The following is a 26,953-nucleotide window of genomic DNA, read 5'->3' as shown; positions in this document are numbered from 1 at the left end:
GAGCGGAACATGGAAAAATTTGCGAAAAGGGACTGGTATTTTTGCGGGTTTTGAGTATAATAGAGGGGATATAGAGGATATAATTCAAATTTGAAGTAAAAAGGAGAATCACATCCATGGCACAGTCAAAACAGGACATGGGCAGTGGGAACGTCCGCAGCCTGATGCTGCAGCTCATGATCCCTGCGGTGGTAGCGCAGGTCGTAAACCTGTTGTACAACATCGTGGACCGAATTTACATCGGCCATATCGCGGGCATCGGTGCGGCAGCGCTGACCGGCGTGGGCCTGTTCACTCCCATCTTGATGCTGTTGAATGCATTCGCCATGCTGGTGGGCGCAGGCGGTGCGCCCCGCACCGCCATTGCTCTGGGGCAGGGCGACAAGAAACAGGCAGAAAAGATCATCTCCAACAGCTTTACCATGCTGCTGCTCTTTTCGGTGGTGCTGACCATCAGCTTCTATGTCGGGGCACCGATGCTGCTTCGGCTGTTTGGTGCCAGCGATGCCACCCTGCCGTATGCCCTGAGCTACAGCCGCATCTACCTTCTGGGCTCGGTGTTCGTGCTGCTGGTGCTGGGCATGAACCCCTTCATCACCACGCAGGGCTTTGCCAAAACCAGTATGCTCACCACCGTGATCGGTGCGGTCATCAACATCATCCTTGACCCCATCCTCATCTTCGGGTTCGGACTTGGCGTGCGGGGCGCAGCCATTGCCACGGTGCTCAGTCAGGCTGTGGGCGCGGTGTGGATCCTGCGCTTCCTCACCGGCAAAAAGACCCTCCTGCGCCTGCGCAGGGACTATCTGCGCCCGGAGCGCAATGTCATCCTGCCGGTGATGGCGCTGGGCATCTCCACCTTTGTGATGCTCTCCACCGAGAGCCTGCTGTCCATCAGTTTCAGCTCCAGTCTGGCGCGGTACGGCGGCGATGTGGCCGTGGGTGCCATGACCGTCATCACCAGCGCATCCCAGCTGTGCACCCTGCCCATTCAGGGCATCTGTCAGGGCGGTCAGCCTGTCATAAGCTTCAACTTCGGCGCAGGCAAAAAGCCCCGCGTCAAGGAAGCCTTCCGCTTTCAGCTGACCCTGTGCGGCGTATACACCTGCGTGTTCTGGCTTCTGATGATGCTGGTACCCGGCGCAGTGGCCGGTATTTTCACCTCGGACAGTGCGCTGATCTCCTACACCACCTGGGCCATGCGCATTTACATGGCGGGCATCTTTGCCATGGGCTTCCAGATCGCCTGCCAGCAGAGCTTTATGGCGCTGGGGCAGGCTAAGGTAAGCCTGCTGCTGGCCTGCCTGCGCAAGATCATCCTGCTGATCCCGCTCATCTTCATCCTGCCGCACCTGCTGCCGAACCCGGTGTTCGGCGTGTTTCTGGCCGAGCCGGTCAGCGACATTCTGGCCGCAACCATCACCACTATCACCTTCTTTGCCCGGTTCGATAAGATCCTCGACCGCGGTGCGGCTCACGTATGATCCCCAGCTAAAGCAGAAACCCGGAACCTTTTCAGGGCCTTAAAATGGCTCAGAGACGGTTCCGGGTTTTTGTTATTTCTTTGTTTGGAGGAGGGCCATTGCCCTCTTATTTCCCCGCCAGAAGAATGGCCAGCACGGCTTTCTGCACGTGCAGGCGGTTCTCGGCTTCATCGAAGATCTCCGGTGCGTGCTGCTCGAACACTGCCGAGGAGATCTCCTCGCCCCGGTGGGCGGGCAGGCAGTGCAGCACCATGACGTCGGGCTTGGCGCTTTCCAGCAGCTTGCCGGTGAGCTGGTAGCCCACAAAATCCCGCAGGCGCTGCTCGCTTTCCGACGTGCCGGGCTGGGCGGTGTTCCACACAGCCGTTGCCACCACATCGGCGTCCTGAATGCCCTCGGCAGGGTCTGCGGTCAGGTGGAAAGCGCTGCCGTACTTGTGGGCGAACATCAACACATCCGCCGCCGGGCGGTAGCTCTGCGGGCAGACGCAGGTGACCTGCATCCCGGCCAGCAGTCCGCCCACGATGAGGCTGTTTGCCATGCTGCTGCCATCGCCGACAAAGCAGAGCTTCCGGCCCGCAAGGCTGCCCCGGCGCTCCCGAATGGTCATCAGATCGGCCAGCACCTGACAGGGATGGGCGTAATCCGTCAGGCCGTTGATCACCGGCACACCGGCCAGCTCGGCAAACTCTTCCAGATCGCTCTGGCGGTAGGTGCGCCACACCACACAGTCGTAGTAGCGGCCCAGCACCCGGGCGGTGTCCTTGAGAGGCTCGCCGCGCCCGGCCTGCAGCTCGGCGGTGTTCATGTAGTTGCCCAGACCGCCCAGCTGGTACACACCCACCTCAAAGCTGGTGCGGGTGCGGGTGGACGCCTTGGAGAACATCAGAGCCACCGTTTTGCCCGCCAGCAGCGGGGCCGTGCCGCCCAGCTTCTGCTGTGCCTTGAGCTGGTCGGCCACATCCAGAATGTGGGTCAGCTCGGCAGGGGAGAGATCGCTCATTCTCAGCAGATTTTTCATGCCTGCTCCTTCGGAGCCGTCGGCTCCATTTTGCTCAGCACATCGCTCAGGATCTCCAGCGCCATGTCCACATCGTGCTCGCTGAGGGTCAGCGGCGGCAGCAGGCGCAGGCGGGTCTTGGCCGTCAGCACCAGCAGGCCCGCTTCGCGGCAGGCGGCCAGCACATCTGCGGCCTTGAGGTCGTAGAACTCGATGCCCACCATCAGGCCAATGCCGGAAATGCTCTTGACATGGGGCAGCTTTGCGATGCCTGCGCGCAGCTGGACGGCGCGCTCGTTGACATTGGCAAGGAAGCTCTGGTCCATGCGGTCCACCACCACATTGGCACCGGCGCAGACCACCGGGTTGCCGCCGAAGGTGGAGCCGTGGGTGCCGGGGCCCATGCCTGCGGCCACCTTTTCGTTCATCAGCACCGCGCCGATGGGCAGGCCGCCGCCCAGGCCCTTGGCCAGCGTGACCACGTCGGGCTTGAGGTTGTAGTGCTCACAGCACAGGAAGGTGCCGGTGCGGCCCACGCCGGTCTGCACCTCGTCCACGATGAGCACAAGGTCTTTTTCGTCACAGAGCTTGCGCACGGCCTGCACATAGTCCGGGTCCAGCGCCATCACGCCGCCCTCGCCCTGAATGAGTTCCAGCATCACAGCGCAGGTGTTGCGGTCCACCAGCTCCTGCAGCGCTTCCATATCGCCTGCCGGAGCATACAGGAAGCCCTCGTTGAAGGGGCCGAAGTAGTTGTGGAACACCTCCTGACCGGTGGCGGTCAGGGTGGCGATGGTGCGGCCGTGGAAGCTGTTCACCAGCGTGATGACCGTGGTGCGGTCCTTGTTGTAGTGGTCCACGCTGTACTTACGGGCAGCCTTGATGGCGCCCTCGTTGGCCTCGGCACCGGAGTTGCCAAAGAACACCTTGCTCATGCCGGTGCGCTTGCACAGCTTTTTGGCCAGCTTGCCGCAGGGGGCCGTGTAGTAGAGGTTGGAGGAGTGCTGCAGCTTATGGGCCTGCTCGGAAACGGCTTCGGCCCAGTCCAGATCACAGTAGCCCAGACTGTTGACACCGATGCCGCTGGTAAAATCCAGATACTGCTGGCCTTCGGGCCCGATGGCACGCAGACCGTGGCCTTTTTCCAGCACGATGGGGTTGCGGTTATAGGTGTGCAGGACGTATTCGCCGTCCCGCTTGATGACCTTTTCAGAATCCATAGGTGTACCTCCTACTGACGATAAAAACCCTCTCAGGCGCTGACGCGCCAGAAAATGCTGGCAAAGGCTTGAGAGGGTCATTTTTCTTATTATACCGCCTGCGCGGCACCTGCGCAATGCTTATTCGCGGTGGCTGCGGCGGTAGAAGCGGGTGCCGGAGCCGCGGTTGGAGAACAGCTCCAGCAGGATGGAGTGGGGCACCCGGCCATCGATGATGACCGCCTCGTGCACGCCCTGATAGATGGCGTCGGCCATGCCGCCGATCTTGGGGATCATGCCGCCCGCAATGACACCGGCGGACTTGTAGCCCTCGATCTCGGACACCTCCACCTCGGGGATGAGGGTGCTTTCGTCGTCCTTATCCCGCAGCAGGCCCGCGATATCGGTCATGGACACCAGCTTCTCGGCCTTGAGCGCAATGGCGATCTGCGCAGCGGCAGTGTCCGCATTCACGTTGTAGGCCTGACCCAGATCGTCCATGCCCACCGTGGCAATGACCGGGATGTAGCCGCCATCCAGCAGGCTGCCGATCAGGGTGGCATCCACATGCACGATCTCGCCCACATGGCCCAGCTGGGGGTCCAGCTCAGTGCAGCGCAGCATCTGACCGTCCATGCCGCACAGGCCCACGCCACGGCCGCGCAGCTTTGCCACCAGATCCTTGTTCACCTTACCGGCCAGCACCTGCTGCACGATCTCCATGGTGGCGTCGTCGGTCACCCGCAGACCGTTTGCGAAATGGCTTTCCACACCCACCTTTTTCAGCATCTCATTGATGGCCGGGCCGCCGCCGTGCACCAGCACGACGCGCACACCCAGCAGGGTGAGGGTGACCAGATCGTTCATGACGGCATTTTTCAGTTCTTCGTTGATCATGGCATTGCCGCCGTATTTCACGACCATGGTCTTTCCGTGATACTTCTGGATGTAGGGTGTCGCCTCAGAGAAAAGGCGCGCCATTTCTTCGTTTTTCATAAGATTTCCTCTGAACCCTCTCAGTCAATGCCTTGCGGCATTGCCAGATTCCCCTTTTTGTCGCTCACGCGACATCTTCCCCCGGCACGGGGGACGTCGGTCCTCTCAAGGGGGATCTTTTGCCGGACGGGTCACTTTATTTCATAAAATCAGCTGCTTGTCGTTCGTTTTAAGCTCTCCCTTCGGGAGAGCTGGCGCGCAGCGCCTGAGAGGGTTATCAGGTGCGGTAATCACCGTTGATCTTGACGTAATCGTAGGTCAGATCGCAGCCCCATGCCTTGGCGGATGCATTGCCGGTGCCCATGTCCACCTTGACCAGGATATCATGCTCGGCCAGCACCTTGGCGGCCTCCTCCTCGCTGTAGGGGTGGTAGGCGGCGTTCTCGCACACATACACCTCGCCCGCCTTGCTGGAAAGCCGCACGCAGACCTTATCAATGGAGAAATCGCCAGGGGTGTAGCCGATGGCGCACAGGATGCGGCCCCAGTTGGCATCGCGGCCAAACACCGCTGCCTTGAACAGGTTGGAGCACACCACGCTGCGGCTGACGGCACGGGCGGTCTTCAGATCGGGGGCGTGGGTCACTTCGCAGGTGATGAGGTGGGTGGCACCCTCACCGTCACCGGCGTGCTCGGCGCACATGTGCTCGGCAATGGCAGTCAGCGCAGCCACAAATGCATCGTAGTCAGCGTTTTCCTCTGTGATCTCGGGGTTTCCGGCAAGGCCGGAAGCCATGACGATGAGGGTATCGTTGGTGGAGGTGTCCAGATCCACGCTCATCTGGTTGTAGGTGCCGGGCACCACAGTCTTGAGGGCCTTTTCCAGCAGGATGGGGGACACCGCCGCATCGGTGGTGTAGAACGCCAGCATGGTGGCCATATTGGGGGCGATCATGCCGCTGCCCTTGCCGATGGCACCCACGGTGCACACCTTGCCGCCCAGCTCGAACTGGATGGCGTATTCCTTTTTGTGGGTGTCGGTGGTCATGATGGCGGTGGCGGCATCGGCGCTGCCCTGCTCGTCCGCAGCCAGCTTTGCGGCGGCGGCAGGAATGCCCCGGGCAAAGGGGTCGATGACCATGGGCTGACCGATGACGCCGGTGGAGGCGGGCAGCACGTCCTGCGGATCGATGCCCAGCTCCTTGCCCACCAGCTCACAGCATTCTTCGGCCAGAGCCACGCCGTTGGCGGCGCAGGTGTTGGCGTTGCCGCTGTTCACAAGGATCGCCTGTGCATAGCCGTCCTTCAGGTGGGCACGATCCACCTTGATGGGTGCGCCGCAGACCTTGTTGGTGGTGTACACACCGGCGGCGGCGCAGCGCACGTCCGCTTTGATGAGTGCCAGATCGTATTTTTCTGCATGGTTTGCGCGGATGCCGCAGTGCACGCCAGCCGCTGCAAAGCCCTTGGGCGCGCAGATGCCGCCCGCAACTTCCTTATACTGCATAATGATCTTCCTTTCCCACAGGACGAACCCTCTCAGTCAATGCCTTGCGGCATTGCCAGCTCCCCCAAAAGGGGGAGCGCTGTCACCGTCAGGTGACTGAGAGGGTTTTCTTTGTTATTCCAACCCTTCGGTCTCTTCCAGCCCCAGCATCAGGTTCATGCACTGGACGGCGGCACCGGAGGAGCCCTTGCCCAGATTATCGAACACCGACACCAGCATCATCTGGTCGCCGGCGACGTTCACGGTCAGATACAGCTCCATGCGGTCGGTACCGGCCATGGCGTTCGAGTACAGGCCGTTCTCCGGCAGGGTCTCGTTCAGCCCGTGCACCTTGACGGTGGCGGCGTCCTTATAGTACCCGGCAATGCCTGCAGCCACCTGTTCGGCAGTGCTGCCCGCCAGCGTCAGGTCCAGCGGCACCAGCACCTGCATGCCGCAGTAGTAGTCACACACCACCGGCACGAACATGGGGGTGTGGGCAAGGCCGCTGATCTTCTGCATCTCGGGCAGATGCTTATGGGCAAGGCCCAGACCGTAGCTCTTGGGTGCATCCAGCTTGCTGTGCGCCGGGCGGTCGGGGCTCTCGTACTCGGCGATCATCTTTTTGCCGCCGCCGGAGTAGCCGGAGATGCCGGTGCAGCTGAAGGGATACTCTGCCGGGACAAGGCCCAGCTCCACCAGCGGGCGGGCAATGCTGATAAAGCCGCTGGCATAGCAGCCGGGCACTGCCACGCGGCAGGAGTTTTTGATTTTTTCCTTCTGGCCCGCCAGCTCCGGGAAGCCGTAGTCCCATGCGGCATCGGTGCGGAAGGCGGTGGAGGTGTCCAGCACCTTCACGTCCGGGCGCAGCAGGGGCATGACCTCTTTGGATGCCGCATCCGGCAGGCAGAGGAAGGCGAGGTCGGCGGAGTTGATGACCTTCGCCCGCTCGTTCACATCCTTGCGGCCCTCGGCGGAAATGGACAGCAGCTCGATCTCCGGGCGTGCAGCCAGCCGGTCGGCAATGCGCAGGCCGGTGGTGCCGGAGGAGCCATCAATAAAAACTTTCACGCTCATGCGTTATTCGCCTCCCAGGCATTCAGCTGTGCAGCGGCCAGCTCGATCTGGTTCTTCACGCTGGCTTCGCTGGGGCCGCCGTAGCTGGTGCGGCCCTCACAGCATCTGACCAGATCGATGGCCTCGTAGATATCCTTTTCAAACAGGCTGCTGTAGCCCTTGAACTCGTCAAGGGTCAGCTCTTCCAGAGTCTTGTCCTTTGCGATGCAGTCCGACACCATGCAGCCGGTCAGCTTGTAGGCATCCCGGAAGGGCATTCCCTTCTTGGTGAGGTAGTCGGCGCAGTCGGTGGCGTTGATGAAGCCCTTGGCGGCGGCGCGGCGCATGTTGGCCGGCAGGGTCTTCATGGTGTCCAGCATGGGGGTCACGGTCTTGAGGCACAGCTCAAGGGTATCCACTGCGTCAAAGATGGCTTCCTTGTCCTCCTGCATGTCCTTGTTGTAGGCCAGCGGAATGCCCTTCATCATCACCAGCAGGGTGTTCAGGTCGCCATAGACGCGGCCGGTCTTGCCGCGGATCAGCTCGGTGACGTCGGGGTTCTTCTTCTGGGGCATGATGGAGGAGCCGGTGGTAAAGGCATCGTCCAGCTCAATGAACTTGAACTCCCAGCTGCACCAGAGGATGATCTCCTCAGAAAGGCGGGACAGGTGCATCATGCAGATGGAGATGGCATTGGCCAGCTCGATGCAGAAATCACGGTCGGACACGCCGTCCAGACTGTTGGCGCAGGGAGCCGCAAAGCCCAGCTTTTCGGCGGTGAACTGGCGGTCCAGCGGGTAGGTGGTGCCGGCCAGAGCGCCGGAACCCAGCGGGCACTGGCTGTCCATGCGGGCGGTGGCGTCCTCGAAGCGCTGCAGATCCCGCAGCAGCATGGAGGCGTAGGCCATCAGGGCGTGGCCAAAGGTGATGGGCTGGGCACGCTGCAGATGGGTGTAGCCGGGCATGACGGCGGTGGTGTTCTCACCGGCCTTTTTGCAGATGACCTTGATGAGCTCCACAATGTAGGCCTGCAGGGTGTGGCTGTAGTCCCGCAGGGTCAGGCGGATATCCAGCGCCACCTGATCGTTGCGGCTGCGGCCGGTGTGCAGCCGCTTGCCGGCGTCGCCGATGCGGGCGGTGAGGGTCTGCTCCACAAAGGTGTGCACATCTTCGGCATTGGGGTCGATCTCCAGCCTGCCGGCTGCCAGATCGTCGGCGATGGATGCCAGACCGTTGAGGATGTCCTCACAATCCTTTTCGGAGATGATGCCCTGCTTTGCCAGCATGGCGGCATGGACGCCGCTGCCGCGCATATCCTGCGCGATCATGCGCTGGTCGAACCGGATGGAGGAGTTGAAGTCGTTCACGCGGGAATCCACGGCCTTGGAAAAACGGCCCTTCCAGAGTTGTTCTGCCATAGTTTTATCCTTTACTTTATGTCCAAACCCTCTCAGTCACGGCTTGCGCCGTGCCAGCTCCCCCGAGGGGGGAGCTTTTCTTCTGCCTGCGAAAGGCAAGAGCTTCCCCACTTGAAGAACGGCTTTGCCGAACTGCGCATAAAGCTCGCCCTTCGGGAGAGCTGGCAAACCCGTCAGGGTTTGACTGAGAGGGTTGTCAATTTCTTCTAAAAACGGCAAAGCCGCCGCAGGGGAAAACGCTCCTGCGGCGGTGCCGCCGGCAACGATGCCGGTTGGATGAAACTTCCGTGTGAAAGTGTGAAAACACACGAAAGGGAAGATGTTACAGCCGATTACTTGATCTCCGGCCAGTTCTTGGACAGCTTTGCATGCTCCTTGATGGACAGGCCGAACAGGTTGATGAAACCTGTGGCATCGGCCTGATTGTAGTCCTCGTCCTCACCGAAGGAAGCGGTCTGCTCGTCGTACAGGGTGTACGGAGAGGTGACGCCGGCGTTGATCATGTTGCCCTTGTAGAGCTTGAGCTTCACATCGCCGGTGACGGTCTTTTCCAGACTGTCGGCAAAGGCATCCAGAGCCTCACGCAGCGGGGTGAACCACTGGCCGTTGTAGACGATATCGGCATACTTCTGGGCCAGCTGAGCCTTGAAGTGAGAGCTTTCCTTATCCAGAGTGATGGTCTCCAGAACATTGATGGCCTTGTACAGGATGGCACCGCCGGGGGTCTCATAGACGCCGCGGCTCTTCATGCCCACCAGACGGTTCTCCACGATATCCAGCAGGCCGATGCCGTTCTCGCCGCCCAGCTTGTTCAGGTGCTCCACCAGCTCCACAGCGCCCATCTCCTTGCCGTCCACGGCGGTGGGGATGCCCTTTTCAAAGTGGATGGTCACATAGGTGGGAACATCGGGTGCCTGCTCGGGGCTGACACCCAGCTCCAGGAAACCGGGCTTGTTGTACTGGGGCTCGTTGGCGGGGCACTCCAGATCCAGACCCTCGTGGCTCAGGTGCCACAGGTTCTTATCCTTGGAGTAGTTGGTCTCGCGGTTGATCTTCAGGGGGATGTGGTGAGCCTCGGCGTAGTCGATCTCCTCGTCACGGCTCTTGATATCCCACTCACGCCACGGAGCAATGATGGCCATATCAGGGCACAGGGCCTTGAGGGTCAGCTCAAAACGCACCTGATCGTTGCCCTTGCCGGTGCAGCCGTGGCAGATAGCGTCTGCGCCTTCCTTGATGGCGATATCAGCCAGAGCCTTGGCGATGCAGGGACGTGCAAAGCTGGTGCCCAGCAGGTAGTCCTCGTACTTTGCGCCGAACTTCAGGGTGGGGAAGATGTAGTTCTCCACGAAGTCCTTCTTCAGGTCCAGCACGTACAGCTTGGAAGCGCCGGTAGCCTTGGCCTTTTCTTCCAGACCGTCCAGCTCGGTACCCTGACCCACATCACCGGAGACGGCGACGACCTCGCAGTTGTTGTAGTTTTCCTTCAGCCAGGGAATGATGATGGAGGTATCCAGACCGCCGGAGTATGCCAGAACGACTTTTTTGATGTTTTCCTTTTTCATGATGATTGCTCCTTTTAAAAATACACTTTTGTTTTCCGGTGCAGGCATCCCTCCCGCACCCTCTTGCATCTGCATTTCTGTTGATGCTTTTATTATACGCCGTGCGGCTTTTCCGTCAATGCCGAAAACCGCCAAACCTTACACGGATTTGACCTCTGTTTTGGTTCAATTTGTATCTTTATGCGTTATTTGCAGAATATATTCACATTTTATGCATTTGCGCAGTATATATTCGGGGCACATGCAGCCTATCCGGAGGCATGTGCGGACTACAGCACACGGAAAGAATTCACACCGCAAAAACAAAACGCCCGGAACCCTTTTGTGAGCCGTCTGGCCCTGAAAGAGTCCCGGGTTTCGTTTTGTCTTTATGCGCCGGAAAAGGGCCCGCCTGCCGCGCTCCATGCGCGGCACAGCAGTTCCTTTTGCGCCTTGGGCAGCTTTTTGAGCGCTGCTTCCCGCCGCAGGGCGCTGCGCTTGTCCGCACAGCGCTCCACCACGTAGGCAAAGGCCGCTGCACCCCTGGCCCGGGTGTAGCGGGCCCCTCTGCCGTTTTTGTGGGCCTGCAGGCGGGCGGCGGGGGCGTTGGTCCAGCCGGTGTACAGCTGGCCACCGGTACACCGCACCATGTACACAAAAGCGGGCTTGGGCCGGGCCGGATGCTCAGATGCGGCCATTGTTCTTTAACACCTGACGGCAGGCCGCAAGGGCGGTCTCCTTATCCTTGGCCGTGATAAGGAAGCGGCTGGCGTGGCAGAAGCTGATGCCCGGGATGCCGCTCTTCTGCTCAATGACCTCCTGCGGCTGACCGGCCCAGCTCTGGGGGAAGGGGAGCTTGGGGCGCTTGGTCTTGTGGTCGGTGACGCACTGGGCGCTCCAGCCGCCGCGCTGGCTGGGGTAGACCACGAACAGCGCATCCGTTTTGTACAGGCCGTTCTTCCACGGCAGGTAGCAGGGCAGCACCACGATGCCGTCCCGGGAGTTCTGATAGGCCTGCTGCACCTTTTCGTCGGCGCGGTTCACGGCGTTGGCGCTGGCGATCTGGTTTTCCAGAATCTGCTTTGCCACGGCCACGGCCTTGAAAAAGCAGGCGTCCTGATCCTCCTTGGAGTCCCACACCGGGTTAAAAAAGCCGATGGCATCGCACAGGCTGTTCTGCTCGCCGGTGTTGTCGTTGAGGTCCAGCGGCTGGATAAAGTTCTCGTCGATGAGCCGGGCCTGCCGCTCGCCCACAAGGCCGGGGCCCAGCACCCGCCACAGCAGGCCGAAGGCCGCGTAGGGCACACCGTTTGCGCGGTACTCCCGGGGCTCCTGATGATGGTCGAACATGCCATAGCCCACATCGTACACGATGCCGTCAAAGCCGTCCGGCACCACAAAGCCGCGGGTGATCTTGATATCCGGGCGCAGGATCTGCAGCAGCGCAGTGGCAAACACATCGTCGGCGTGGAACTTGCCGGCATGGGTAAAGCCGTTTGCAGGAATTTTCATAGATGTACCTCGTTCCCAATAAAATCTCTGGCAACAGTATACCACACTTTGCCAAAAGGGACAACGAAAAGCCCCGGCTGTCGGGGGACAGCCGGGGCAAAACATCTTATAATTTTTAAGAGAGAATTGATTTAAAATAGTTATCAAGCCATGCAAAGTCATCCGTTACAACTTTGCCATTGCTGTCTGTGACTTCTATGCCAGTATACTTATTGTTATTCTGGTCAAACTTGATAGCAACTTTGTACTTGTTGCCACTTTCATCGACCAGAATCGAACTACCGTCCGCATCGTTCGCCATCGTATAAGCCTTATAGCCGTTTATCTGGCACAGGTTATTAGAGTTACCGATTCGGATGGTTTGGTACGCCGTAGTCTCAGAGGAGCCACCCTTTCGCTGAGAAAATTGATATTTCGGCATGCCATTATCGCCAAAGCAAATGGTCTGTTCGGAACCGTTTTCATCTGTATAGGTTTCTGCGTAATATTCTTTGCCGCCGACTTTTACGGTAGTGCGGTACATTTCTTTCGGCAATTCTTCCTCTTTAGAAAAGTCCATGGGCGGATTGTTCCGAATACTTTTCAATGCAGTCTTAGCATCCTCAAACAGCAGGTAATTTGCATACTTGCCATCGTTTGTCTTTTCTGCGAACACCGCATTCTTTTGGGTCTTGCCCTCTTGAGTCATGACAGTTTTCACGTAAACATCGGTGCCTTTGCGGGCCACAATCATCTGTCCTTCGAGCGTTTTTGTTTTATTGGCATCATAATCAGCCATAGTAATCAGGACATAGAACTCGTTCGAATTGTAGATCTTCTTCGAGGACTGTGCATACTGACTCTTTGTCACATCCGTGATTTTTGTCTTCTCGGGCTGAGTCGTAGTGCCGCCAGTCTCACCGCCCTGATCCGGGTCCGTTGTATCCGGACCGGGAACCGGCTCAACGATTTCAGTGTCGCCACCATTACCGCCATTGCCACCGTTGCCGCCATTGCCGCCTGCGCCACCGCCGCAAGCGGTCATCATGGAAACAGCCATTGCTGCCGCCAGCAGAACGGCGGCGGCTTTTTTGTACAATCTCATAATACAAGCCTCCTGTTTTTTTGTTCCGAAGCACCCCAAGAATATGCTTCGCACTCACATCTTACCCCCCCCCCGGGCATCTTGTCAACCAATCTGAAAAATTTTGTCATTTTGCCCGGAACAGGTGACCATTTTTTAGCAATATAACAACAGCCCCGCACGGGAAAATAGTCTTCCGGTGCGGGGCTGCAAAAATATTACACGGTTTTAGTCTATTGCAGATTATTGAATCGACGACAGCTTCTTCGCCAGTTCTTCCATTTCTTCCTTTGTAAGAGGGACTCCATTTTCATGAGCAACATAGCTGGTCATTCCATCTTTGCTCACTACTGTAATATAGACTTCATAATCACTGGGCACTTCAAACAATTTCTGGTCAACGTCTGTTTTCAGGTCGCTGATCTGAGTTATAGCAACACCCCTATCAGTTTTTGTAAAGATATATTCCGGCATACCCTGATCGTTCAGGCAGTACGTCATAACCTGAGTCGTTTTCTTATCGCCCTCGGAAACAATTGCAGTGATCTTCTCAGCGTAATATGTCTTTCCGTTATAGGTCTTTGTACCTTTTTTCACGCTGAGAGCTGTGTCGATTTTTGTTGTAGAATCATCCGAAGAGGATGTTTTGTTTTCGCCTTTAAAAGCAATCTTCACCTTCGGGTACATTTGATAAGTGTATTTGCCCGTGTTAAGCATTGCCATGCCCGTCACATCGGAACTATCTATTCCATCTTCGATAACCTTGCTATAGGTCTTTCCATTGCTGACGGCTGAGAACGTAACCAGCTTATCGGCAGAACCGGCTACCGTTGTGCTGGTTGTCATAGAGTAGCTCTGTTTGCTGTTCAGCCACTGAACATACTGGCCAGCCTTGCTGCTTTGCCAGCTGATGTCAATGCCATCTTCCTTATCCAGGTCCGGCAGGGCAGTATCGTCCTTTTTATCGTCGCCCTTATTGTCGTCCTTACCATCGCCCGGTTTTTCCGGGTCAGTAACGCCGGGCTTGCTGTCCGGATTCTCCGGGTTTCCACCGCCATTCGAGCCGCCGCAAGCGGTCATCATGGAAACAGCCATTGCTGCCGCCAGCAGAACGGCGGCGGCTTTTTTGTACAATCTCATAATACAAGCCTCCTGTTTTTTGTGCCGAAGCACCCCAAAAATATGCTTCACACCCACATCTTACCCCCTCCCCGGCATCTTGTCAAATGATCTGAAGATATTTGACATTTTGCCCGGAACAGGCGACCATTTTTTAGCAATATAACAACAGCCCCGGGGCGGCAGATGCCGTTCCGGGGCTGAGGATTTATGCAGTCAGTGCATTTGTTTTACTTTTTCTTTGCGGTACGGGCGGGCTTGGCGGCAGGCTTGCTCTCGGCCTTTTGGGCCGGGGCGGTCTCCGGCTCGCCCAGAGCCAGAATGCTGCTCAGCTCCTTCTGCACGGCGGCGTTGTTTTCGTCGGTGACGGCCAGCACATCGGAGTAGAACTGCTCCATGCCCTCGCGGGTGGAGAAGGTGGCAACGTACATCTGGTTGCCCATGGCGCCGCTCAGCGCGTCCGGGATGCGGTCCACCATGCGCATGTTCTGCTGGTACTTCTGCATGATCTGCTCGTGGCTGTACACAAAGTGCTTGCCGTCGCGGCGGCCTGCAAACGGGCAGTAGAAGTGCTCGCCCACCGGCATATCGGTGCCGCCAAAGGCGATCATGTCCGCCCAGATCTTGTAGACGTTGGTGGAGCGGGCAAAGTTGATCATATCCGGGGTGAAGCCGCCGCAGGGGCGCATGTTGACTTCCAGCGCCACGATCTGGCCCTTTTGGCCCATGCTGGCCTGATCCTCGGTCATGCGGAAGAACTCAAAGTGGATGAACCGGCTCCGGACGCCAAAGCTCTTGACGGCGGCACGGCCTGCGGCGCGGGTATCCTCGGGCAGGTCCTTGATGATGTAGTAGATCGAGTTGTCGTTGTCGTTGACGATATCCATGATGGACATGGGGCTCACGTTGCCGGCCTCAAAGATGGGGTTGCCGTTGGCATCGATGATGGCATCGTAGCTGTTCACCTCGGCCCGGACGAACTCCTCCATGATGTACTCCACATCCGGGTGATGGGCCGTCTTCTGCACGAGGAACTTTTTCAGGTCCTCGTCGCTGGACAGCTTGTGGGTGTCGGATGCGCCCACGCCGTTATCCGGCTTTACCACCACCGGGTAGCCCACCTCTTCGATGAACTTCCGGCAGCCCTCATAATCGTCCACCATGTGGTAGCGTGCGGTGGCGATGCCGGCCTTCTTGTAATACTCCTTCATCTTGCTCTTGTACTTGATGCGGGGCATATCGTCGGTCTGGAAGCCGGTGGTGATGTGGAAATCGGTGCGCAGGGCTGCGTCCCGCTCCAGCCAGTATTCGTTGTTGGACTCCAGCCAGTCGATGCGGCCATACTTGAAGGCAAAAAAGGCCACGGCGCGGTAGACCTCGTCGTAGTTTTCCAGACTGCCCACCTTGTAGTACTCGTTCAGGCTGTCCTTCAGCTCCGGCTTCAGCTCATCGTAGGGCTGGTCGCCGATGCCCAGCACGTTCATGCCGTTGTTTTTCAGCTCATGGCAGAACTGCCAGTAGTTGGTGGGGAAGTTGGGCGAAATAAAAATGAAATTCTGCATGGTTTTACGATTCCTCTTTCCTCTATAAGAAAACCCTCTCAGTCAACGCTTACAGCGTTGCCAGCTCCCCCGAAGGGGGAGCTTTTTCTGCTTTTCCGTCAGATGCATCAAAGCTCGCCCTTCGGGAAAGCTGGCGCGTCAGCGCCTGAGAGGGTTTGTTTTACTGCTGTCCCAGAATATACGGCATGTAATATGCAGTCTGCTTATACCACCAGTTCCAGTCGTGGTTGACATCGTGGCCCCACAGATCCACCCAGATGGGGATGTTCTTGGCCTCGAAGATGCGCTTGAGGAACCATGTGGTGTCCGGCTGCTCCCAGTCGCCCTGACCACAGCAGATGACCGCCTTCTGGCTGCGGTACAGCTGCATGTAGGGGTGATCCTCCGGGAAGTTCTTCATGTAGTCCACGGGCGAGTTCATGTACACCAGCTCGTCCATATAATTGCCGAAGCCGTAGTGGGCCGTGTAGATGCCGCTGAGGGCCAGACAGCCGCAGAACACATCCGGGCGGCGCAGGTACAGGTTGACCGCATGGGTGGCACCCAGACTGCAGCCAAAGGCAATGACGCCGGGCAGGTCGTCCCAGCCGTTGCGCTCCTTGGCCAGATACTGGATCTTGGGCACAGCCTCCTCCACGATGTAGCGCAGCCACTGCTCATAGCGGCGGATGCGCCAATAGGGGTCGCCCTGCGTGTCGGACCAGGTCTCCTTGTCCATGGTGTCGATGGAGAGGACCATGATCTGCCCGGACTCGATCCACGGGGCAAGGGTATCGTTCATGTGGAAGTTCTCAAAATCGAAGAAGCGGCCATCCTGACAGGGGATGTACAGCATCGGGCGGCCTGCGTGGCCGTAGATCTTGCACTCCATGTCACGGCCCAGCGCCGGACTGTAATCCTTGAAATACTGCATTTCCATGGTGTTTCCTCCTTTGTTGTGGACCCTCTCAGGCTCACTTTGTTCGCCAGCTCCCCCCGAAAGGGGGAGCTTTTTCTGCCTTACCGCCAGATGCATAGAAGCTCGCCCTTCGGGAGAGCTGGCAGCGCCGTCAGGCGATGCCTGAGAGGGTTTTACTCCTCCACCTCATACATCAGGGTATGGAACATAAAGGGCAGCTGCTTTTCCCAGCTGGCTTCGCTGTGGGTGCCGCCGGGCACGATGCGGCTGGTGAGGTGGATGCCCCGGGTCAGTACCTTGCTGCACATCTCGGCAAAGCCGCGGCGCATGCCCTCGTGGTTGCCCATCTCGCGGGAGCCGTAGTCCATGTACAGCACGGTGCCCGGCTCCAGCTTTGCCCGGCCCACAAGGCCGGAGAGCTTTTCCGGTGAGACCCAGATGGACGGCGACAGCGCCGCCGCACGGCTGAATACCTCATTGTACTGCAACAGGGCGTACAGGCTCATCAGGCCGCCCATGCTGCTGCCGCCAATGAAGGTGTGCTCCCGGTCGGGCAGGGTGCGGAAATTGTGATCGATAAAGGGCTTGAACCGGTGGATATACCAGCTCATGGTGGCCTGCCCCTTGCCGTCGAAGTGGCCGAACTGCGGGTCATCGAACCGGTAGGGCGAATACTCCACCAGCCGCTCGTTGTTGGCCCCGGCATTGCATTCCACCGCAGCCACGATCAGCGGGGTGTCGGTGTAGTCCAGATAATCGGCCACGCCCCAGCTCTTGCCAAAGGTGGCGTCCTCGTCAAAAAAGACGTTCTGGCCGTCGAACATATACAGCACCGGATACCTGCGGTCCGGCTCGGCTTCATACATCGTGGGCAGATAGACATAAACTCTGCGCTGCTCGGTGCCATTGACGGCAGGGTAGCTCACGCTCCATTTTTTAACCATGGGTCCATTCCTCTCAATCTTTCCTGCACATGGCCTGCCGCAATGCAGGCCGCTGTTCTGTTTTCAGTTTAGCACTGCAGGGCACAGAAAGCAATTGCGCCGGGAAATTTTGGAGGTTTGACGGAGAGACCCTCTCAGTCTGCTCACTGTGTTCGCAGCCAGCTCCCCCGATGGGGGAGCTTTTTCCAAAAAGGAAAACTTTCCAGTTCCCACTCAAAGCTCGCCCTTCGGGAGAGCTGGCAGGGCCGCAGGCACTGACTGAGAGGGTGATACGGCAAACGCCGCCGAGCGGAGGCCTGGCGGCGTTTGCTGCTATTCTGAATAAAAAGGTTTTCTCCGGAGAATCGGGATCAGTTCTTTTTCTCCACCGGCACGATCCAGCCCTTGGTATCGGGGAGCTTGCCCCACTGCATACCGGTCATGGTGTCGTACAGCTTCTGGGTGACAGGGCCGATCTTGCCGTCGCCGATGTAGGCGTGCTCGCCCTTCCAGACCAGCTCCTTGACGGGGGAGACGACAGCGGCGGTGCCGGTGCCGAACACTTCTTCCAGCTTGCCTTCGCGGGCAGCAGCCATGATGTCGGCAATGGCGATCTTGCCTTCTACCACCTCATAGCCCCAGTCCTTCAGCAGCTCGATGCAGCTGCGGCGGGTGACGCCGGGCAGAACGGTGCCGACGGTAGCAGCGGTGTACACCTTGCCGTCGATCTTGAACATGATGTTCATGCTGCCGACTTCCTCGACGTACTTCTTTTCCACGCCGTCCAGCCACAGCACCTGTGCGTAGCCCTGCTCCTCGGCCAGCTCGCCGGCCTTGATGGAAGCAGCGTAGTTGCCGCCGCACTTGGTGAAGCCGGTCAGGCCGGGAGCGGCACGGATGTACTCGTCTTCCACGTAGATGCGCACGGGGTTGATGCCCTCGGCGTAGTAAGCGCCGGAGGGAGCGCAGATGATGCAGAAGATATAGTGCTTGGAAGCGTGCACGCCCAGACCCACATCATTGGCAAAGATGAAGGGACGGATGTACAGGGAAGCGCCGTCGGTGTGGGGCACCCAGTCACGGTCCACATCCACCAGCGTCTCAACAGCCTGAATGTAGTCTTCCACAGGGATCTTGGGGATGCACAGACGGTCGGCGGAGTCCTGGAAACGCTTTGCGTTGCAGTCCGGGCGGAACAGCTGGACGGTATCGTCGGCAGTGCGGTATGCCTTCATGCCCTCAAAGATCTCCTGAGCGTAGTGGAACACGACGGTAGCCGGGTCCAGCTCAAAGGGGCCATAGGGGACGATGCGGGCATCGTGCCAGCCTTCGCCCTCGGTGTAATCCATCACGAACATATGGTCGGTAAACTTCTTGCCAAAACCCAGATTGCTCTCGTCAGGCTTTGCCTTCGGAGCAGTGGTACGGGTGATCTTGATATCCAACATGATTTATTTTCCCTCTTTCCTGATCTCGGGCGCAGCGAGTGAAAATGCGCCCGCAAACACCGAATGTTGTTTTCTATTATAGTATTATGAAATCGTTTTACAAGGAAACGAAAAATCTTTCATCTTTCCCCCTGTTAAGTTGCGCGGAATTGCCTGCTTTTCTATGTGCAATCTGCCCAAAATATGATACAATGAGGGCATAAGCCGGATCTTACAGGCTCAGAAAGGAGCTTTTGCACAATGATAAAAGGTGTTATTTTTGATATGGACGGGCTGATGTTCGACACCGAGCGCATCTGGGCCACCCTGTGGCGGCCCGCGCTGGCCACACTGGGCCTTTCTTATAAGGAAGGGCTGGACGCCGCCGCCCGGGGCACGGCAGGCGACTCCATGCGGGCGGTGCTGCGCCGCTTCTTCGGCCCGGACTGCGATACCGACGCCATCATGGAGGCGCTGCACCAGCAGGCAGAGACGGCCTTTCAGGCACCGCCGCCCAAAAAGCCGGGGCTGGATGAGCTGATCGCCTATTTGGAAGCACAGCACATCCCCATGGTGGTGGCTTCCTCCAGCCGGATGGCGTCCATCCTGCGGCACCTCAACAACTGGCACATGACCGATCACTTCAAGGCCCTTATTTCCGGCGAGCAGTTCTCCGCGTCCAAGCCCGACCCGGAGATCTTCCTCACGGCGGCCAAGGCGCTGGGCACCGTCCCGGCTGAAACGCTGGTGCTGGAGGACAGCTACAACGGCGTGCGGGCCGGTGCCCGGGGCGGCTTTGTCACCGTGATGGTGCCGGACCTTGCCCCCGCCGACGACGAGATGCGCAGCCTGTACACCGCCGAGTGCAGGGATCTGTTCGAGGTAAAGAAACTGCTGAAAGCAGGGAAGCTGTAACAGCGTTTCCCCGCCGTTTTCCGGCACAGCTTGCACCCAAAACATGTCGGCCATGTAAAACTGATATCAGCCGGGCCGCAAAAATGTACTATAATGGGAGAGCAAAAAAAGAAGGTGCAAGCATGAAACCAAAACATCGCGGACAAATGTCCGAATCTTTTCTTACAGCCGTATTCCTGTCCCTGTCCGGCGGCCTGCAGGACGCCTACACCTATCTGTTCCGCGGCAAGGTATTTGCCAACGCGCAGACCGGCAACATCGTGCTGCTCAGTTCCAACCTGATGGACGGGAACTGGGAGCGGGTGCTGCATTATCTGGTGCCCCTGTGCGCCTTTGCGCTGGGCGTGCTGACCGCCGAAAAGATGCAGGAGCACTTCCGGAACATGCAGCGGCTCCACTGGCGGCAGCTGGTGGTGCTGGGCGAGGTGCTGCTGCTGTTCCTTGTGGGCTTTCTGCCGCAGGAGCAAAACCTGCTGGCCAATGCCATCGTCTCCTTTTCCTGCGCCATGCAGGTGCAGGCGTTCCGCAAGGTGAACGGCTACGCCTTTGCCAGCACCATGTGCATCGGCGACCTGCGCAGCGGCGTGGAGGCCCTGTGTGTCTGGAGCCGCACCCGCGAACCCAAGGCCAAAGACCGGATGCTGCGCTATTTTGGCATCATTCTGCTGTTTGCTCTGGGCTCCGGCATTGGCAGCAAGAGCTGCGTCTGGCTTGGCGGCAGGGCCATCTGGATCTCCTGCGGGCTGCTGCTGGTCAGCTTTGCGCTGATGTTCATTCGTGAAGATCTGGAAGAGAACCCGGTGATCGAAAAAGACCTTGCCGAGATCCGGCAGGAGACCCGGGAGATCGACCACGTCCTCCGTCAGGAGCTGCAGGAACAGCAGCAGGAATTAAAGGAGAGCGCCGTGCCGCACCACAGATGATCTCTCTGAATTTTTTGTTTTACGCCTGAGCGCATTCTGCGCAGGGGGCAGCTGCATCGTATTTGTGCGGCTGCCCCCTGCTTTTATGTAAAAATCATATTGCCGCCATGTGCAGGATACTTTTTACACATCCTCTGTCTGCTCGTATAATAAGCACTGCAATCGAACGTTGCAAGAGGGAATCGAATGTATATCAAGTAGTTTTGTGAACGGAGGCAGTTCCTATGTCTGAGGTCAAAAAGGTCGTGCTGGCCTACTCCGGCGGTCTGGATACTTCCATTATCATCCCGTGGCTGAAAGAGCACTACAACAACTGCGAGGTCATTGCCGTGTGCGGCAATGTGGGCCAGAAGGGTGAGTTGGAAGGCTTGGAGGAGCGCGCCAAGGCAAGCGGCGCATCCAAGCTGTACATCGAAGACCTGACCGACGAATTTGTGGAGGATTACGTCATCCCCACCATGCAGGCCGGGGCCGATTACGAGGGCTATCTGCTGGGCACCAGCTTTGCCCGCCCCATTCTGGCAAAGCGGGTGGTGGAGATCGCCCGCGCCGAGGGTGCGGATGCGGTCTGCCACGGCAGCACCGGCAAGGGCAACGATCAGGTACGCTTTGAGCTGGCCATCATGCACTTTGCACCCGACCTGAAGATCATCACCCCGTGGCGCGAGTGGGACATCCAGAGCCGCGATGAGGAGATCGACTACGCCGAGGCTCATCACATCCCGCTGAAAATCAGCCGCGAGACCAACTACTCCAAGGACAAGAACCTGTGGCACCTGAGCCACGAGGGCCTTGATCTGGAAGACCCGGGCAATGAGCCCCAGTACGAAAAGCCCGGCTTCCTTGAGCTGGGCGTCAGCCCCAAGACCGCCCCGGACAAGTCCGAGTTCGTGGAGCTGGAATTTGAACAGGGCGTGCCTGTGGCTCTGAACGGCGAGAAGCTGAAGCCCGCCGCCATCATCGCAAAGCTCAACGAGATCGGCGGACGCAACGGCATCGGCCTGTACGACGTGGTGGAGAACCGTCTGGTGGGCATGAAGAGCCGCGGCGTCTACGAGACCCCCGGCGGCACCATCCTGTACAAGGCCCATGAGGTGCTGGAGACCCTGACGCTGGACAAGCTCACCGCCCACAAAAAGCGCGAGCTGGCCATCACCTTTGGTGAGCTGGTCTACGACGGCCAGTGGTTCAGCCCCCTGCGCAAGGCCCTGAGTGCCTTCGTCACCTCCACCCAGGAGCATGTTACCGGCAAGGTGCGTCTGGAACTGTACAAGGGCAACCTCATCAATGCAGGGGTCTGGTCGCCCTACTCCCTCTACCGGGAGGACATCGCCACCTTTGCCGCCGGCGGCGACTACAAGCAGAGTGATGCCACCGGCTTCATCAGCATCTATGGTCTGCCCACCAAGGTGCAGGCCATCGTAAACAACGAAAAAGAAGGTAAATAAAGAGTTATGCTTACCGCAGTTACTGGTATCAATTGGGGCGATGAAGGCAAGGGCCGTGTCATCGACCTGTTAGCCGAAAACGCCGATGTAGTGGCCCGCTATCAGGGCGGCAACAACGCCGGCCACACAGTCGTCACGGAGCAGGGCAAGTTCATCCTGAACCTGCTGCCCTCCGGCATCCTGCACCCGGACGTGACTTGTGTGCTGGGCGCAGGCATGGTGATCGATCTGGATCATCTGGCCGGGGAGATGGACGCCATCGAGCAGCGCGGCATCCGGGTCGGCCCCGAAAACCTCAAGCTCTCGGATAAGGCCACCATTTCCATGCCGTGGCACAAGGTACAGGACGGGCTGGAAGAAGACCGCCTTGCCCGAAAGGGCACCGCTTTCGGCTCCACCCGGCGCGGCATCGCCTACGCCTACAGCGACAAGTACCGCAAAAAGACCCTGCGTCTGGGGGATCTGCTGCACCTGAACGAAAAGCGGGTGCAGGACCGTCTGCACATGATTTTGGAATCCAAGAATCTGGAGCTGGCAGGCTGTTACCATCAGGAGCCCATGAGCTATGACGCCCTGCTGGAATGGTGCCGGATGCAGGCGGGACAGTTCTCTCCCTATATCTGTGATGCAGGCGCATTCCTGCAGCAGGCCCACGACAGCGGCAAGCGCATCGTGCTGGAAGCGCAGCTGGGTGCCATGCGGGATATCGATTACGGCATCTTCCCCTTCACTTCCAGCTCCAACACACTGGCTGCCTATGCGCCGCTGGGTGCAGGCATCCCCAATTGCAAGCTGGATCACGTGGTAGGTGTGCTGAAGGCCTACTCCACCTGTGTGGGTGCAGGCCCCTTTGCCGCCGAGAATGCCATGAGCGAAGGCTGGAACGAGCAGCTGCGCAAGGCAGGCGGCGAATACGGTGCCGCCACCGGCCGTCCCCGCCGGGTAGGCCCCTTTGACTGCGTGGCCAGCCGCTACGGTCTGGCCTGTCAGGGCGCAGACAAGATCGCCCTCACCAAGCTGGATGTGCTCAGCAGCATGAAAGAGATCCCGGTGATCACCGGTTACACATTGGATGGCGTGCAAGTCCCCAGCTTCGACCCGCTGTCCGACCTTGACCGTGTAGAGCCCGTCGTCACCACGCTGCCCGGCTGGCAGAAGGACATCTCCGGCTGCAAGAGCTGGGATGAGCTGCCCAAAGAGGCCAAGGCTTACGTGGAATTTCTGGAAAAGCAGCTGGGTCATGAGATCCAGTTCGTTTCCACCGGTGCCGAGCGCGAGAAGTTCGTGCTGAAAGGAGAATGGCTGTGAGACACTTCATTGAGCCCAACAGCTTTTCTCTGGAAGAGCAGCTGGCCCTTCTGGATCTTGCCGACCGGATGGAGGCCGACCCGGCACCCTATGCCCACCTGTGCGATGGGCGCATTCTGGCCACCCTGTTCTATGAGCCTTCCACCCGCACCCGCCTTTCGTTTGAGTCGGCCATGCTGCGGCTGGGCGGCAAGACGCTGGGCTTTGCAGGGGCCCAGCTGTCCAGTGCCAGCAAGGGCGAGACCGTTGCCGACACCGCCCGCGTCGTGAGCAACTATGCCGACATCATTGCCATGCGCCACCCCAAAGAGGGTGCGCCGCTGCGGGCGTCCATGTATGCACGCGTTCCCGTCATCAATGCAGGGGATGGCGGACACGCCCACCCCAGCCAGACCATGATCGACCTGATGACCATTCGCCAGCGCAAGGGGCGGCTGGACCATCTGACCATCGGTTTCTGCGGCGACCTCAAATTCGGGCGCACGGTCCACTCCCTGACCGCTGCGCTGAGCCAGTTTGAGGGCAACCGGTTCGTGTTCATCTCGCCGGAAGATCTGCGCCTGCCGCAGTATGTGAAGAATGAATCGCTGGAGCCGACCCATCAGATCTATAAGGAAACGGCTGACCTTGAAGCCGAGCTGCCGCATCTGGATGTGCTGTACATGACTCGTATCCAGCAGGAGCGCTTTTTCAACGAGGAAGAATACCTGCGCCTGAAAGGCTGCTACCAGCTGGACGAAGCGCTGCTGCAGAAGGCACCGCAGGATATGCCGGTGCTCCATCCGCTGCCCCGCATCGACGAGATCAAGCTGGATGTGGACAACGACCCCCGCGCCGCCTACTTCGATCAGGTGCACAACGGCGTTTACATCCGCATGGCGATCATTCTGGCCCTGCTGGGCATCCCCGATCCGCTGACCGGGAAAAAAGTCCTGCAGCGCTGAGCCTTTGCCTCCCGAAAAACCATCATGCCCGCCCACCGTGGAAAAACCACAGTGGGCGGGCATTTTGCGTTTGATCCAGATACCGGTCCATCCACTCGGCACGGGTGTGGGCACCGGAACCTTTTATGCAGGTTATTCTTCGGGGATGGCTGCATCATTTTCCACGCGCAGCATCCGGTATCCTACGCCAACATGGGTCTGGATCAGATGCGGCGCATCCGGGCATCGTTCCAGTTTTTTGCGCAGGGATGCCATATAAACACGCAAGGAGGCAATGTCATTTTCCTGCGTACTGCCCCATACTTTCTGCGTGAGGGAGGTGTGCGTCAACACCTTGCCCACATTATGCGCCAGCACACACAGCAGTTTGTACTCGATGGGGGTCAGATGCAATTCATTCTCGCTCAACCAGACGCAGCCTGCCGAGAAATCGATCTTCAAAGGGCCATTGACAAAAACCGGACTGTTGATGCCGTCAGAAGCCAGCAGATTCAATCGGCGCTGTGTTACACGCAGTCTTGCCAGCAGCTCGTCCACGGAAAACGGCTTTGTCAGATAATCGTCTGCGCCGTTGTCCAGTGCTTCGATCTTATCAGAATCCTCACTCCGGGCACTCAGGACGATGATGGGCAGGTTCGACCATGTGCGGACGCTGCGGATGACCTCAATGCCGTCTATATCGGGCAGCCCAAGATCCAGCAGCATGATGTCCGGATTGTGGCTGGTGGCCATCATGATCGCCGTTTCCCCATTGGAAGCAGTCAGATATTTATAGCCGTGGGTCTTCAGGGTCGTTGTGATCAGACACCGTACAGGAACATCATCCTCTACGACCAGAATGGACGGCTTATTCATGAATGTTCACCTCGCTTTGCGGCAATGCGAAGGAAAAGACACTGCCATTGGGAATGTTGTCACGCAGGGTCAATGTTCCGCCGTGAGCCGTCAGGATCGCACGGCAGAGGGGCAAGCCCAGTCCAAGGCTGCGGTGGCTGTCTGCGATGCGGCTCTGCCCGGTATAAAACATCTCGAACACCTGTGCTTTTGCGTGATCCGGAATGCCGGGACCGTTATCTGCCACTTCCACTACGACCTGATGGTCTTTCCGGTAAGCCGAGATCTGAATGACCGAGCCCACGGGGGTGTATTTGATGGCGTTATCCACCAGATTGACAACGACCTGCATGATCAGCCGTGCATCCACATTGACCAGGAGGATCTCGTCCCCATACTGTGTTGTGATGGTGTGTTCGCAGCTTTTCCGGTTGACATGATGCAGTGCTTCTTCGATCATTTCGTCCATCAGCTGCGGTGAGATCTGCAGATTCATCCGTCCATCTTCAATGCGGGTGATGGAAAGCAGATTTTCCACCAGACCGATCAGCCATTGTGCATCGTCAAAAATATCGGTGCAGATCTTGTTCCGGGTCTCTGTATCCAGCGTTTCTCCGTTGGAAAGCAGATTGCTGGCATTGCCGGAAATGGAGGTCAGCGGGGTGCGCAGGTCATGGGAGATCGTGCGCAGCAGGTTTGCCCGCAGCTCTTCATTTTTTGCCTGCACGGTTGCCTGCTCTTTTTCCAGTGCGTTTCTGCGGTTTTCGATAGCCAGCGCGCCTTCGCCCAGAATGGAGAGCAGCACGCTGTTTTCAAAGGCATCCAGCGGTTTTTCGGACAGATCGATCCCGATCACTCCAAACACGCCGCCTCCGGTCCGAAGTGCAAGATAAAGCCCCTTTGCATCCGGGTAGCTATCCGTGCCTGCACCGGAACGCTTTTTGTTGGCAAACGTCCAGTTTGCCGCATCCCGTTCTTCCGGTGCAGAAAAGATGTTTTGCGCCGTTTCTCCGTCAACCGAAAAAATCTGTTCTGCCCCAAGACCTCCGTTTTGTTCCGGGTAGACGATCAGGCTCCGGTTCAGCAGCTTCATCAGCTGGGAAGCTGTCTGAGAGAGGATCTCTTCCTCGCTTTTTGCTCTCTGTAAAAGCTGATTCGTATCAAACAGTATTTTTGTACGGAACGCTGCCTGCGCAGACATTTTTGCATGGTCTTTCAACCGTGTCGTCAACGCACAGGTAATGATCGCAGAGGTCAGCATCAGGGCAAATGTGACCTGATAACCGGGATCATACGCATGGAATGTCAGGCGCGGTTCCGTCAGAAAAAAATTGTACAGCGCAACACTGGCAACAGAGCCCAGCACACCACAGGTGTAGCCGCTGGTAAACCATGCGGTGAACAGCACCCCCAGCATATAGAGCATAATAATGTTATAACGCGCAAAGTCCAGCTGCAGGAAAAAGAAGCCGATGAGCGTGATGCCGCTCAGGATGCCGGCGGTGATCAGCAGATCACGGACAGACGGCAGAAGCGGACGGGTGAACAGCTTCCGTCCTGAATCGTAGCCGTTCTCTGCAGAAGCATCCGGGATGATATAAATATCCAGATTGGGTGCAGTCAGCGTCAATTTTTCGGTCAGGGACGGCCCACTCCAGAAATGGCGGCGATGTACGCTGGAGCGCCCCAGTACGATTTTTGTAATGCCGGAGATCCGGGCAAACTCTGCGATCTGCTGTGGAATGTCATCCCCGTAGATCGTAGAAATGTCGGCACCTGCCTGTTCTGCCATACGAATGTGCTGCTGCAAGCGCCGACGATCTTCTTTTCCCATCTGATCCGAATCCGGAGTCCGGACATACAGAGCTGTAAAGGTCCCGCCAAACGCCTTTGCCATCGTTGCTGCCGTCCGCACGATCTTTGCATTGGAGGGAGAGGATGACAGACACGCCAG

General features: G+C 58.3%; 23 protein-coding genes. 6 read left to right on the top strand and 17 right to left on the bottom strand.

The window, feature by feature from the left end; translation table 11 throughout:
- Nucleotides 1-116: 116 nt before the first annotated feature.
- Entirely contained in the window at nt 117-1,484 is a 1,368-nt protein-coding gene (locus tag MTP37_RS00480; protein ID WP_249237723.1) for an MATE family efflux transporter, read from the top strand.
- A gap of 106 nt (nt 1,485-1,590) precedes the next feature.
- Here the strand turns inward: MTP37_RS00480 and argF are convergent, their stop codons facing one another.
- The 15 genes from argF to MTP37_RS00405 form a co-directional block, all read right to left on the bottom strand.
- Entirely contained in the window at nt 1,591-2,505 is a 915-nt protein-coding gene (argF, locus tag MTP37_RS00475) for an ornithine carbamoyltransferase (protein WP_249237722.1), read from the bottom strand.
- Nucleotides 2,502-3,704: an aspartate aminotransferase family protein gene (locus MTP37_RS00470; RefSeq protein ID WP_249237721.1), complete on the bottom strand. Its 1,203-nt coding sequence runs from the start codon at nt 3,702-3,704 to the stop codon at nt 2,502-2,504. Before MTP37_RS00470 ends, argF begins: the two co-directional genes overlap by 4 nt.
- A 120-nt stretch (nt 3,705-3,824) precedes the next feature.
- The gene (gene argB / locus MTP37_RS00465; protein ID WP_249237720.1) at nt 3,825-4,679 is read right to left on the bottom strand and encodes an acetylglutamate kinase; all 855 of its coding nucleotides are present in this window, start codon (nt 4,677-4,679) and stop codon (nt 3,825-3,827) included.
- 217 nt (nt 4,680-4,896) lie between these two features.
- Nucleotides 4,897-6,126, bottom strand: a complete 1,230-nt coding sequence (gene argJ / locus MTP37_RS00460) for a bifunctional glutamate N-acetyltransferase/amino-acid acetyltransferase ArgJ (protein ID WP_249237719.1) — start codon at nt 6,124-6,126, stop codon at nt 4,897-4,899.
- Nucleotides 6,127-6,240: 114 nt separating this feature from the next.
- Nucleotides 6,241-7,182 carry an N-acetyl-gamma-glutamyl-phosphate reductase gene (gene argC / locus MTP37_RS00455; RefSeq protein WP_249237718.1) on the bottom strand — a complete coding sequence of 314 codons (942 nt, stop codon included), beginning with the start codon at nt 7,180-7,182 and terminating at the stop codon, nt 6,241-6,243.
- Nucleotides 7,179-8,579 (bottom strand): argininosuccinate lyase, encoded by a 1,401-nt coding sequence (argH, locus tag MTP37_RS00450; RefSeq protein WP_249237717.1) that lies wholly within the window; start codon nt 8,577-8,579, stop codon nt 7,179-7,181. The genes argC and argH overlap by 4 nt, the downstream gene beginning before the upstream one ends.
- Before the next feature lie 332 nt (nt 8,580-8,911).
- Entirely contained in the window at nt 8,912-10,144 is a 1,233-nt protein-coding gene (locus MTP37_RS00445) for an argininosuccinate synthase (RefSeq protein WP_249237716.1), read from the bottom strand.
- Between the two features lie 368 nt (nt 10,145-10,512).
- Complete coding sequence (locus MTP37_RS00440; RefSeq protein WP_249237715.1) at nt 10,513-10,821, bottom strand: GIY-YIG nuclease family protein; 309 nt, start codon at nt 10,819-10,821, stop codon at nt 10,513-10,515.
- Nucleotides 10,808-11,635: an MYG1 family protein gene (locus MTP37_RS00435; RefSeq protein WP_249237714.1), complete on the bottom strand. Its 828-nt coding sequence runs from the start codon at nt 11,633-11,635 to the stop codon at nt 10,808-10,810. Before MTP37_RS00435 ends, MTP37_RS00440 begins: the two co-directional genes overlap by 14 nt.
- Nucleotides 11,636-11,750: 115 nt before the next feature.
- Nucleotides 11,751-12,719 (bottom strand): hypothetical protein, encoded by a 969-nt coding sequence (locus tag MTP37_RS00430; RefSeq protein ID WP_249237713.1) that lies wholly within the window; start codon nt 12,717-12,719, stop codon nt 11,751-11,753.
- Between the two features lie 222 nt (nt 12,720-12,941).
- Complete coding sequence (locus tag MTP37_RS00425) at nt 12,942-13,838, bottom strand: hypothetical protein (protein ID WP_249237712.1); 897 nt, start codon at nt 13,836-13,838, stop codon at nt 12,942-12,944.
- 209 nt (nt 13,839-14,047) lie between these two features.
- Nucleotides 14,048-15,379, bottom strand: coding sequence for an ATP-grasp domain-containing protein (locus MTP37_RS00420; protein ID WP_249237711.1), 1,332 nt, complete (start codon nt 15,377-15,379; stop codon nt 14,048-14,050).
- Between the two features lie 160 nt (nt 15,380-15,539).
- A complete protein-coding gene (locus MTP37_RS00415) occupies nt 15,540-16,298 on the bottom strand; it encodes an esterase family protein (protein ID WP_249237710.1) in 759 nt (252 codons plus the stop codon).
- 152 nt (nt 16,299-16,450) lie between these two features.
- A complete protein-coding gene (locus MTP37_RS00410; RefSeq protein ID WP_249237709.1) occupies nt 16,451-17,221 on the bottom strand; it encodes an alpha/beta hydrolase in 771 nt (256 codons plus the stop codon).
- Nucleotides 17,222-17,571: 350 nt separating this feature from the next.
- Complete coding sequence (locus MTP37_RS00405) at nt 17,572-18,648, bottom strand: branched-chain amino acid aminotransferase (protein ID WP_249237708.1); 1,077 nt, start codon at nt 18,646-18,648, stop codon at nt 17,572-17,574.
- A gap of 240 nt (nt 18,649-18,888) precedes the next feature.
- On the opposite strand from MTP37_RS00405, the gene MTP37_RS00400 reads away from it, so the two are divergent.
- The 5 genes from MTP37_RS00400 to pyrB all read left to right on the top strand — a co-directional run bounded on the left by MTP37_RS00400 (nt 18,889) and on the right by pyrB (nt 24,165).
- Entirely contained in the window at nt 18,889-19,542 is a 654-nt protein-coding gene (locus tag MTP37_RS00400) for an HAD family hydrolase (RefSeq protein WP_249237707.1), read from the top strand.
- Nucleotides 19,543-19,664: 122 nt separating this feature from the next.
- On the top strand, nt 19,665-20,465 hold the full coding sequence (locus MTP37_RS00395) for a YoaK family protein (protein ID WP_249237706.1): 801 nt from the start codon (nt 19,665-19,667) through the stop codon (nt 20,463-20,465).
- A 224-nt stretch (nt 20,466-20,689) separates the two neighbouring features.
- A complete protein-coding gene (locus MTP37_RS00390) occupies nt 20,690-21,913 on the top strand; it encodes an argininosuccinate synthase (RefSeq protein WP_249237705.1) in 1,224 nt (407 codons plus the stop codon).
- 6 nt (nt 21,914-21,919) lie between these two features.
- The gene (locus MTP37_RS00385; RefSeq protein ID WP_249237704.1) at nt 21,920-23,221 is read left to right on the top strand and encodes an adenylosuccinate synthase; all 1,302 of its coding nucleotides are present in this window, start codon (nt 21,920-21,922) and stop codon (nt 23,219-23,221) included.
- Entirely contained in the window at nt 23,212-24,165 is a 954-nt protein-coding gene (pyrB, locus tag MTP37_RS00380) for an aspartate carbamoyltransferase (RefSeq protein ID WP_249237703.1), read from the top strand. Before MTP37_RS00385 ends, pyrB begins: the two co-directional genes overlap by 10 nt.
- 132 nt (nt 24,166-24,297) lie before the next feature.
- On the opposite strand, the gene MTP37_RS00375 is transcribed toward pyrB, so the two are convergent.
- Together MTP37_RS00375 and MTP37_RS00370 are read right to left on the bottom strand one after the other, a co-directional pair.
- The gene (locus MTP37_RS00375; RefSeq protein ID WP_249237702.1) at nt 24,298-25,020 is read right to left on the bottom strand and encodes a response regulator; all 723 of its coding nucleotides are present in this window, start codon (nt 25,018-25,020) and stop codon (nt 24,298-24,300) included.
- Entirely contained in the window at nt 25,013-26,896 is a 1,884-nt protein-coding gene (locus MTP37_RS00370; RefSeq protein WP_396344535.1) for a DUF4118 domain-containing protein, read from the bottom strand. Before MTP37_RS00370 ends, MTP37_RS00375 begins: the two co-directional genes overlap by 8 nt.
- Nucleotides 26,897-26,953: the final 57 nt, after the last annotated feature.

It is taken from the genome of Faecalibacterium sp. HTF-F (genome assembly GCF_023347535.1).
In the GTDB taxonomy this organism is placed as follows: domain Bacteria; phylum Bacillota; class Clostridia; order Oscillospirales; family Ruminococcaceae; genus Faecalibacterium; species Faecalibacterium wellingii.
Note: the sequence above shows the minus strand (reverse complement) of the source record. Positions and strands in the feature narration are given on the sequence as shown.

What these genes read in the sequence shown, in the direction of transcription:
- argH (WP_249237717.1), bottom strand. Translation starts at nt 8,579, where the DNA reads ATGGCAGAACAACTCTGGAAGGGCCGTTTTTCCAAGGCCGTGGATTCC.
- MTP37_RS00390 (WP_249237705.1), top strand. Translation starts at nt 20,690, where the DNA reads ATGTCTGAGGTCAAAAAGGTCGTGCTGGCCTACTCCGGCGGTCTGGAT.
- pyrB (WP_249237703.1), top strand. Translation starts at nt 23,212, where the DNA reads ATGGCTGTGAGACACTTCATTGAGCCCAACAGCTTTTCTCTGGAAGAG.
- MTP37_RS00430 (WP_249237713.1), bottom strand. Translation starts at nt 12,719, where the DNA reads ATGAGATTGTACAAAAAAGCCGCCGCCGTTCTGCTGGCGGCAGCAATG.
- MTP37_RS00400 (WP_249237707.1), top strand. Translation starts at nt 18,889, where the DNA reads ATGATAAAAGGTGTTATTTTTGATATGGACGGGCTGATGTTCGACACC.
- argF (WP_249237722.1), bottom strand. Translation starts at nt 2,505, where the DNA reads ATGAAAAATCTGCTGAGAATGAGCGATCTCTCCCCTGCCGAGCTGACC.
- MTP37_RS00480 (WP_249237723.1), top strand. Translation starts at nt 117, where the DNA reads ATGGCACAGTCAAAACAGGACATGGGCAGTGGGAACGTCCGCAGCCTG.
- MTP37_RS00405 (WP_249237708.1), bottom strand. Translation starts at nt 18,648, where the DNA reads ATGTTGGATATCAAGATCACCCGTACCACTGCTCCGAAGGCAAAGCCT.
- MTP37_RS00420 (WP_249237711.1), bottom strand. Translation starts at nt 15,379, where the DNA reads ATGCAGAATTTCATTTTTATTTCGCCCAACTTCCCCACCAACTACTGG.
- argC (WP_249237718.1), bottom strand. Translation starts at nt 7,182, where the DNA reads ATGAGCGTGAAAGTTTTTATTGATGGCTCCTCCGGCACCACCGGCCTG.
- MTP37_RS00385 (WP_249237704.1), top strand. Translation starts at nt 21,920, where the DNA reads ATGCTTACCGCAGTTACTGGTATCAATTGGGGCGATGAAGGCAAGGGC.
- MTP37_RS00470 (WP_249237721.1), bottom strand. Translation starts at nt 3,704, where the DNA reads ATGGATTCTGAAAAGGTCATCAAGCGGGACGGCGAATACGTCCTGCAC.
- MTP37_RS00445 (WP_249237716.1), bottom strand. Translation starts at nt 10,144, where the DNA reads ATGAAAAAGGAAAACATCAAAAAAGTCGTTCTGGCATACTCCGGCGGT.
- MTP37_RS00370 (WP_396344535.1), bottom strand. Translation starts at nt 26,896, where the DNA reads ATGGCAAAGGCGTTTGGCGGGACCTTTACAGCTCTGTATGTCCGGACT.
- MTP37_RS00425 (WP_249237712.1), bottom strand. Translation starts at nt 13,838, where the DNA reads ATGAGATTGTACAAAAAAGCCGCCGCCGTTCTGCTGGCGGCAGCAATG.
- MTP37_RS00435 (WP_249237714.1), bottom strand. Translation starts at nt 11,635, where the DNA reads ATGAAAATTCCTGCAAACGGCTTTACCCATGCCGGCAAGTTCCACGCC.
- argB (WP_249237720.1), bottom strand. Translation starts at nt 4,679, where the DNA reads ATGAAAAACGAAGAAATGGCGCGCCTTTTCTCTGAGGCGACACCCTAC.
- argJ (WP_249237719.1), bottom strand. Translation starts at nt 6,126, where the DNA reads ATGCAGTATAAGGAAGTTGCGGGCGGCATCTGCGCGCCCAAGGGCTTT.
- MTP37_RS00395 (WP_249237706.1), top strand. Translation starts at nt 19,665, where the DNA reads ATGAAACCAAAACATCGCGGACAAATGTCCGAATCTTTTCTTACAGCC.
- MTP37_RS00375 (WP_249237702.1), bottom strand. Translation starts at nt 25,020, where the DNA reads ATGAATAAGCCGTCCATTCTGGTCGTAGAGGATGATGTTCCTGTACGG.
- MTP37_RS00440 (WP_249237715.1), bottom strand. Translation starts at nt 10,821, where the DNA reads ATGGCCGCATCTGAGCATCCGGCCCGGCCCAAGCCCGCTTTTGTGTAC.
- MTP37_RS00410 (WP_249237709.1), bottom strand. Translation starts at nt 17,221, where the DNA reads ATGGTTAAAAAATGGAGCGTGAGCTACCCTGCCGTCAATGGCACCGAG.
- MTP37_RS00415 (WP_249237710.1), bottom strand. Translation starts at nt 16,298, where the DNA reads ATGGAAATGCAGTATTTCAAGGATTACAGTCCGGCGCTGGGCCGTGAC.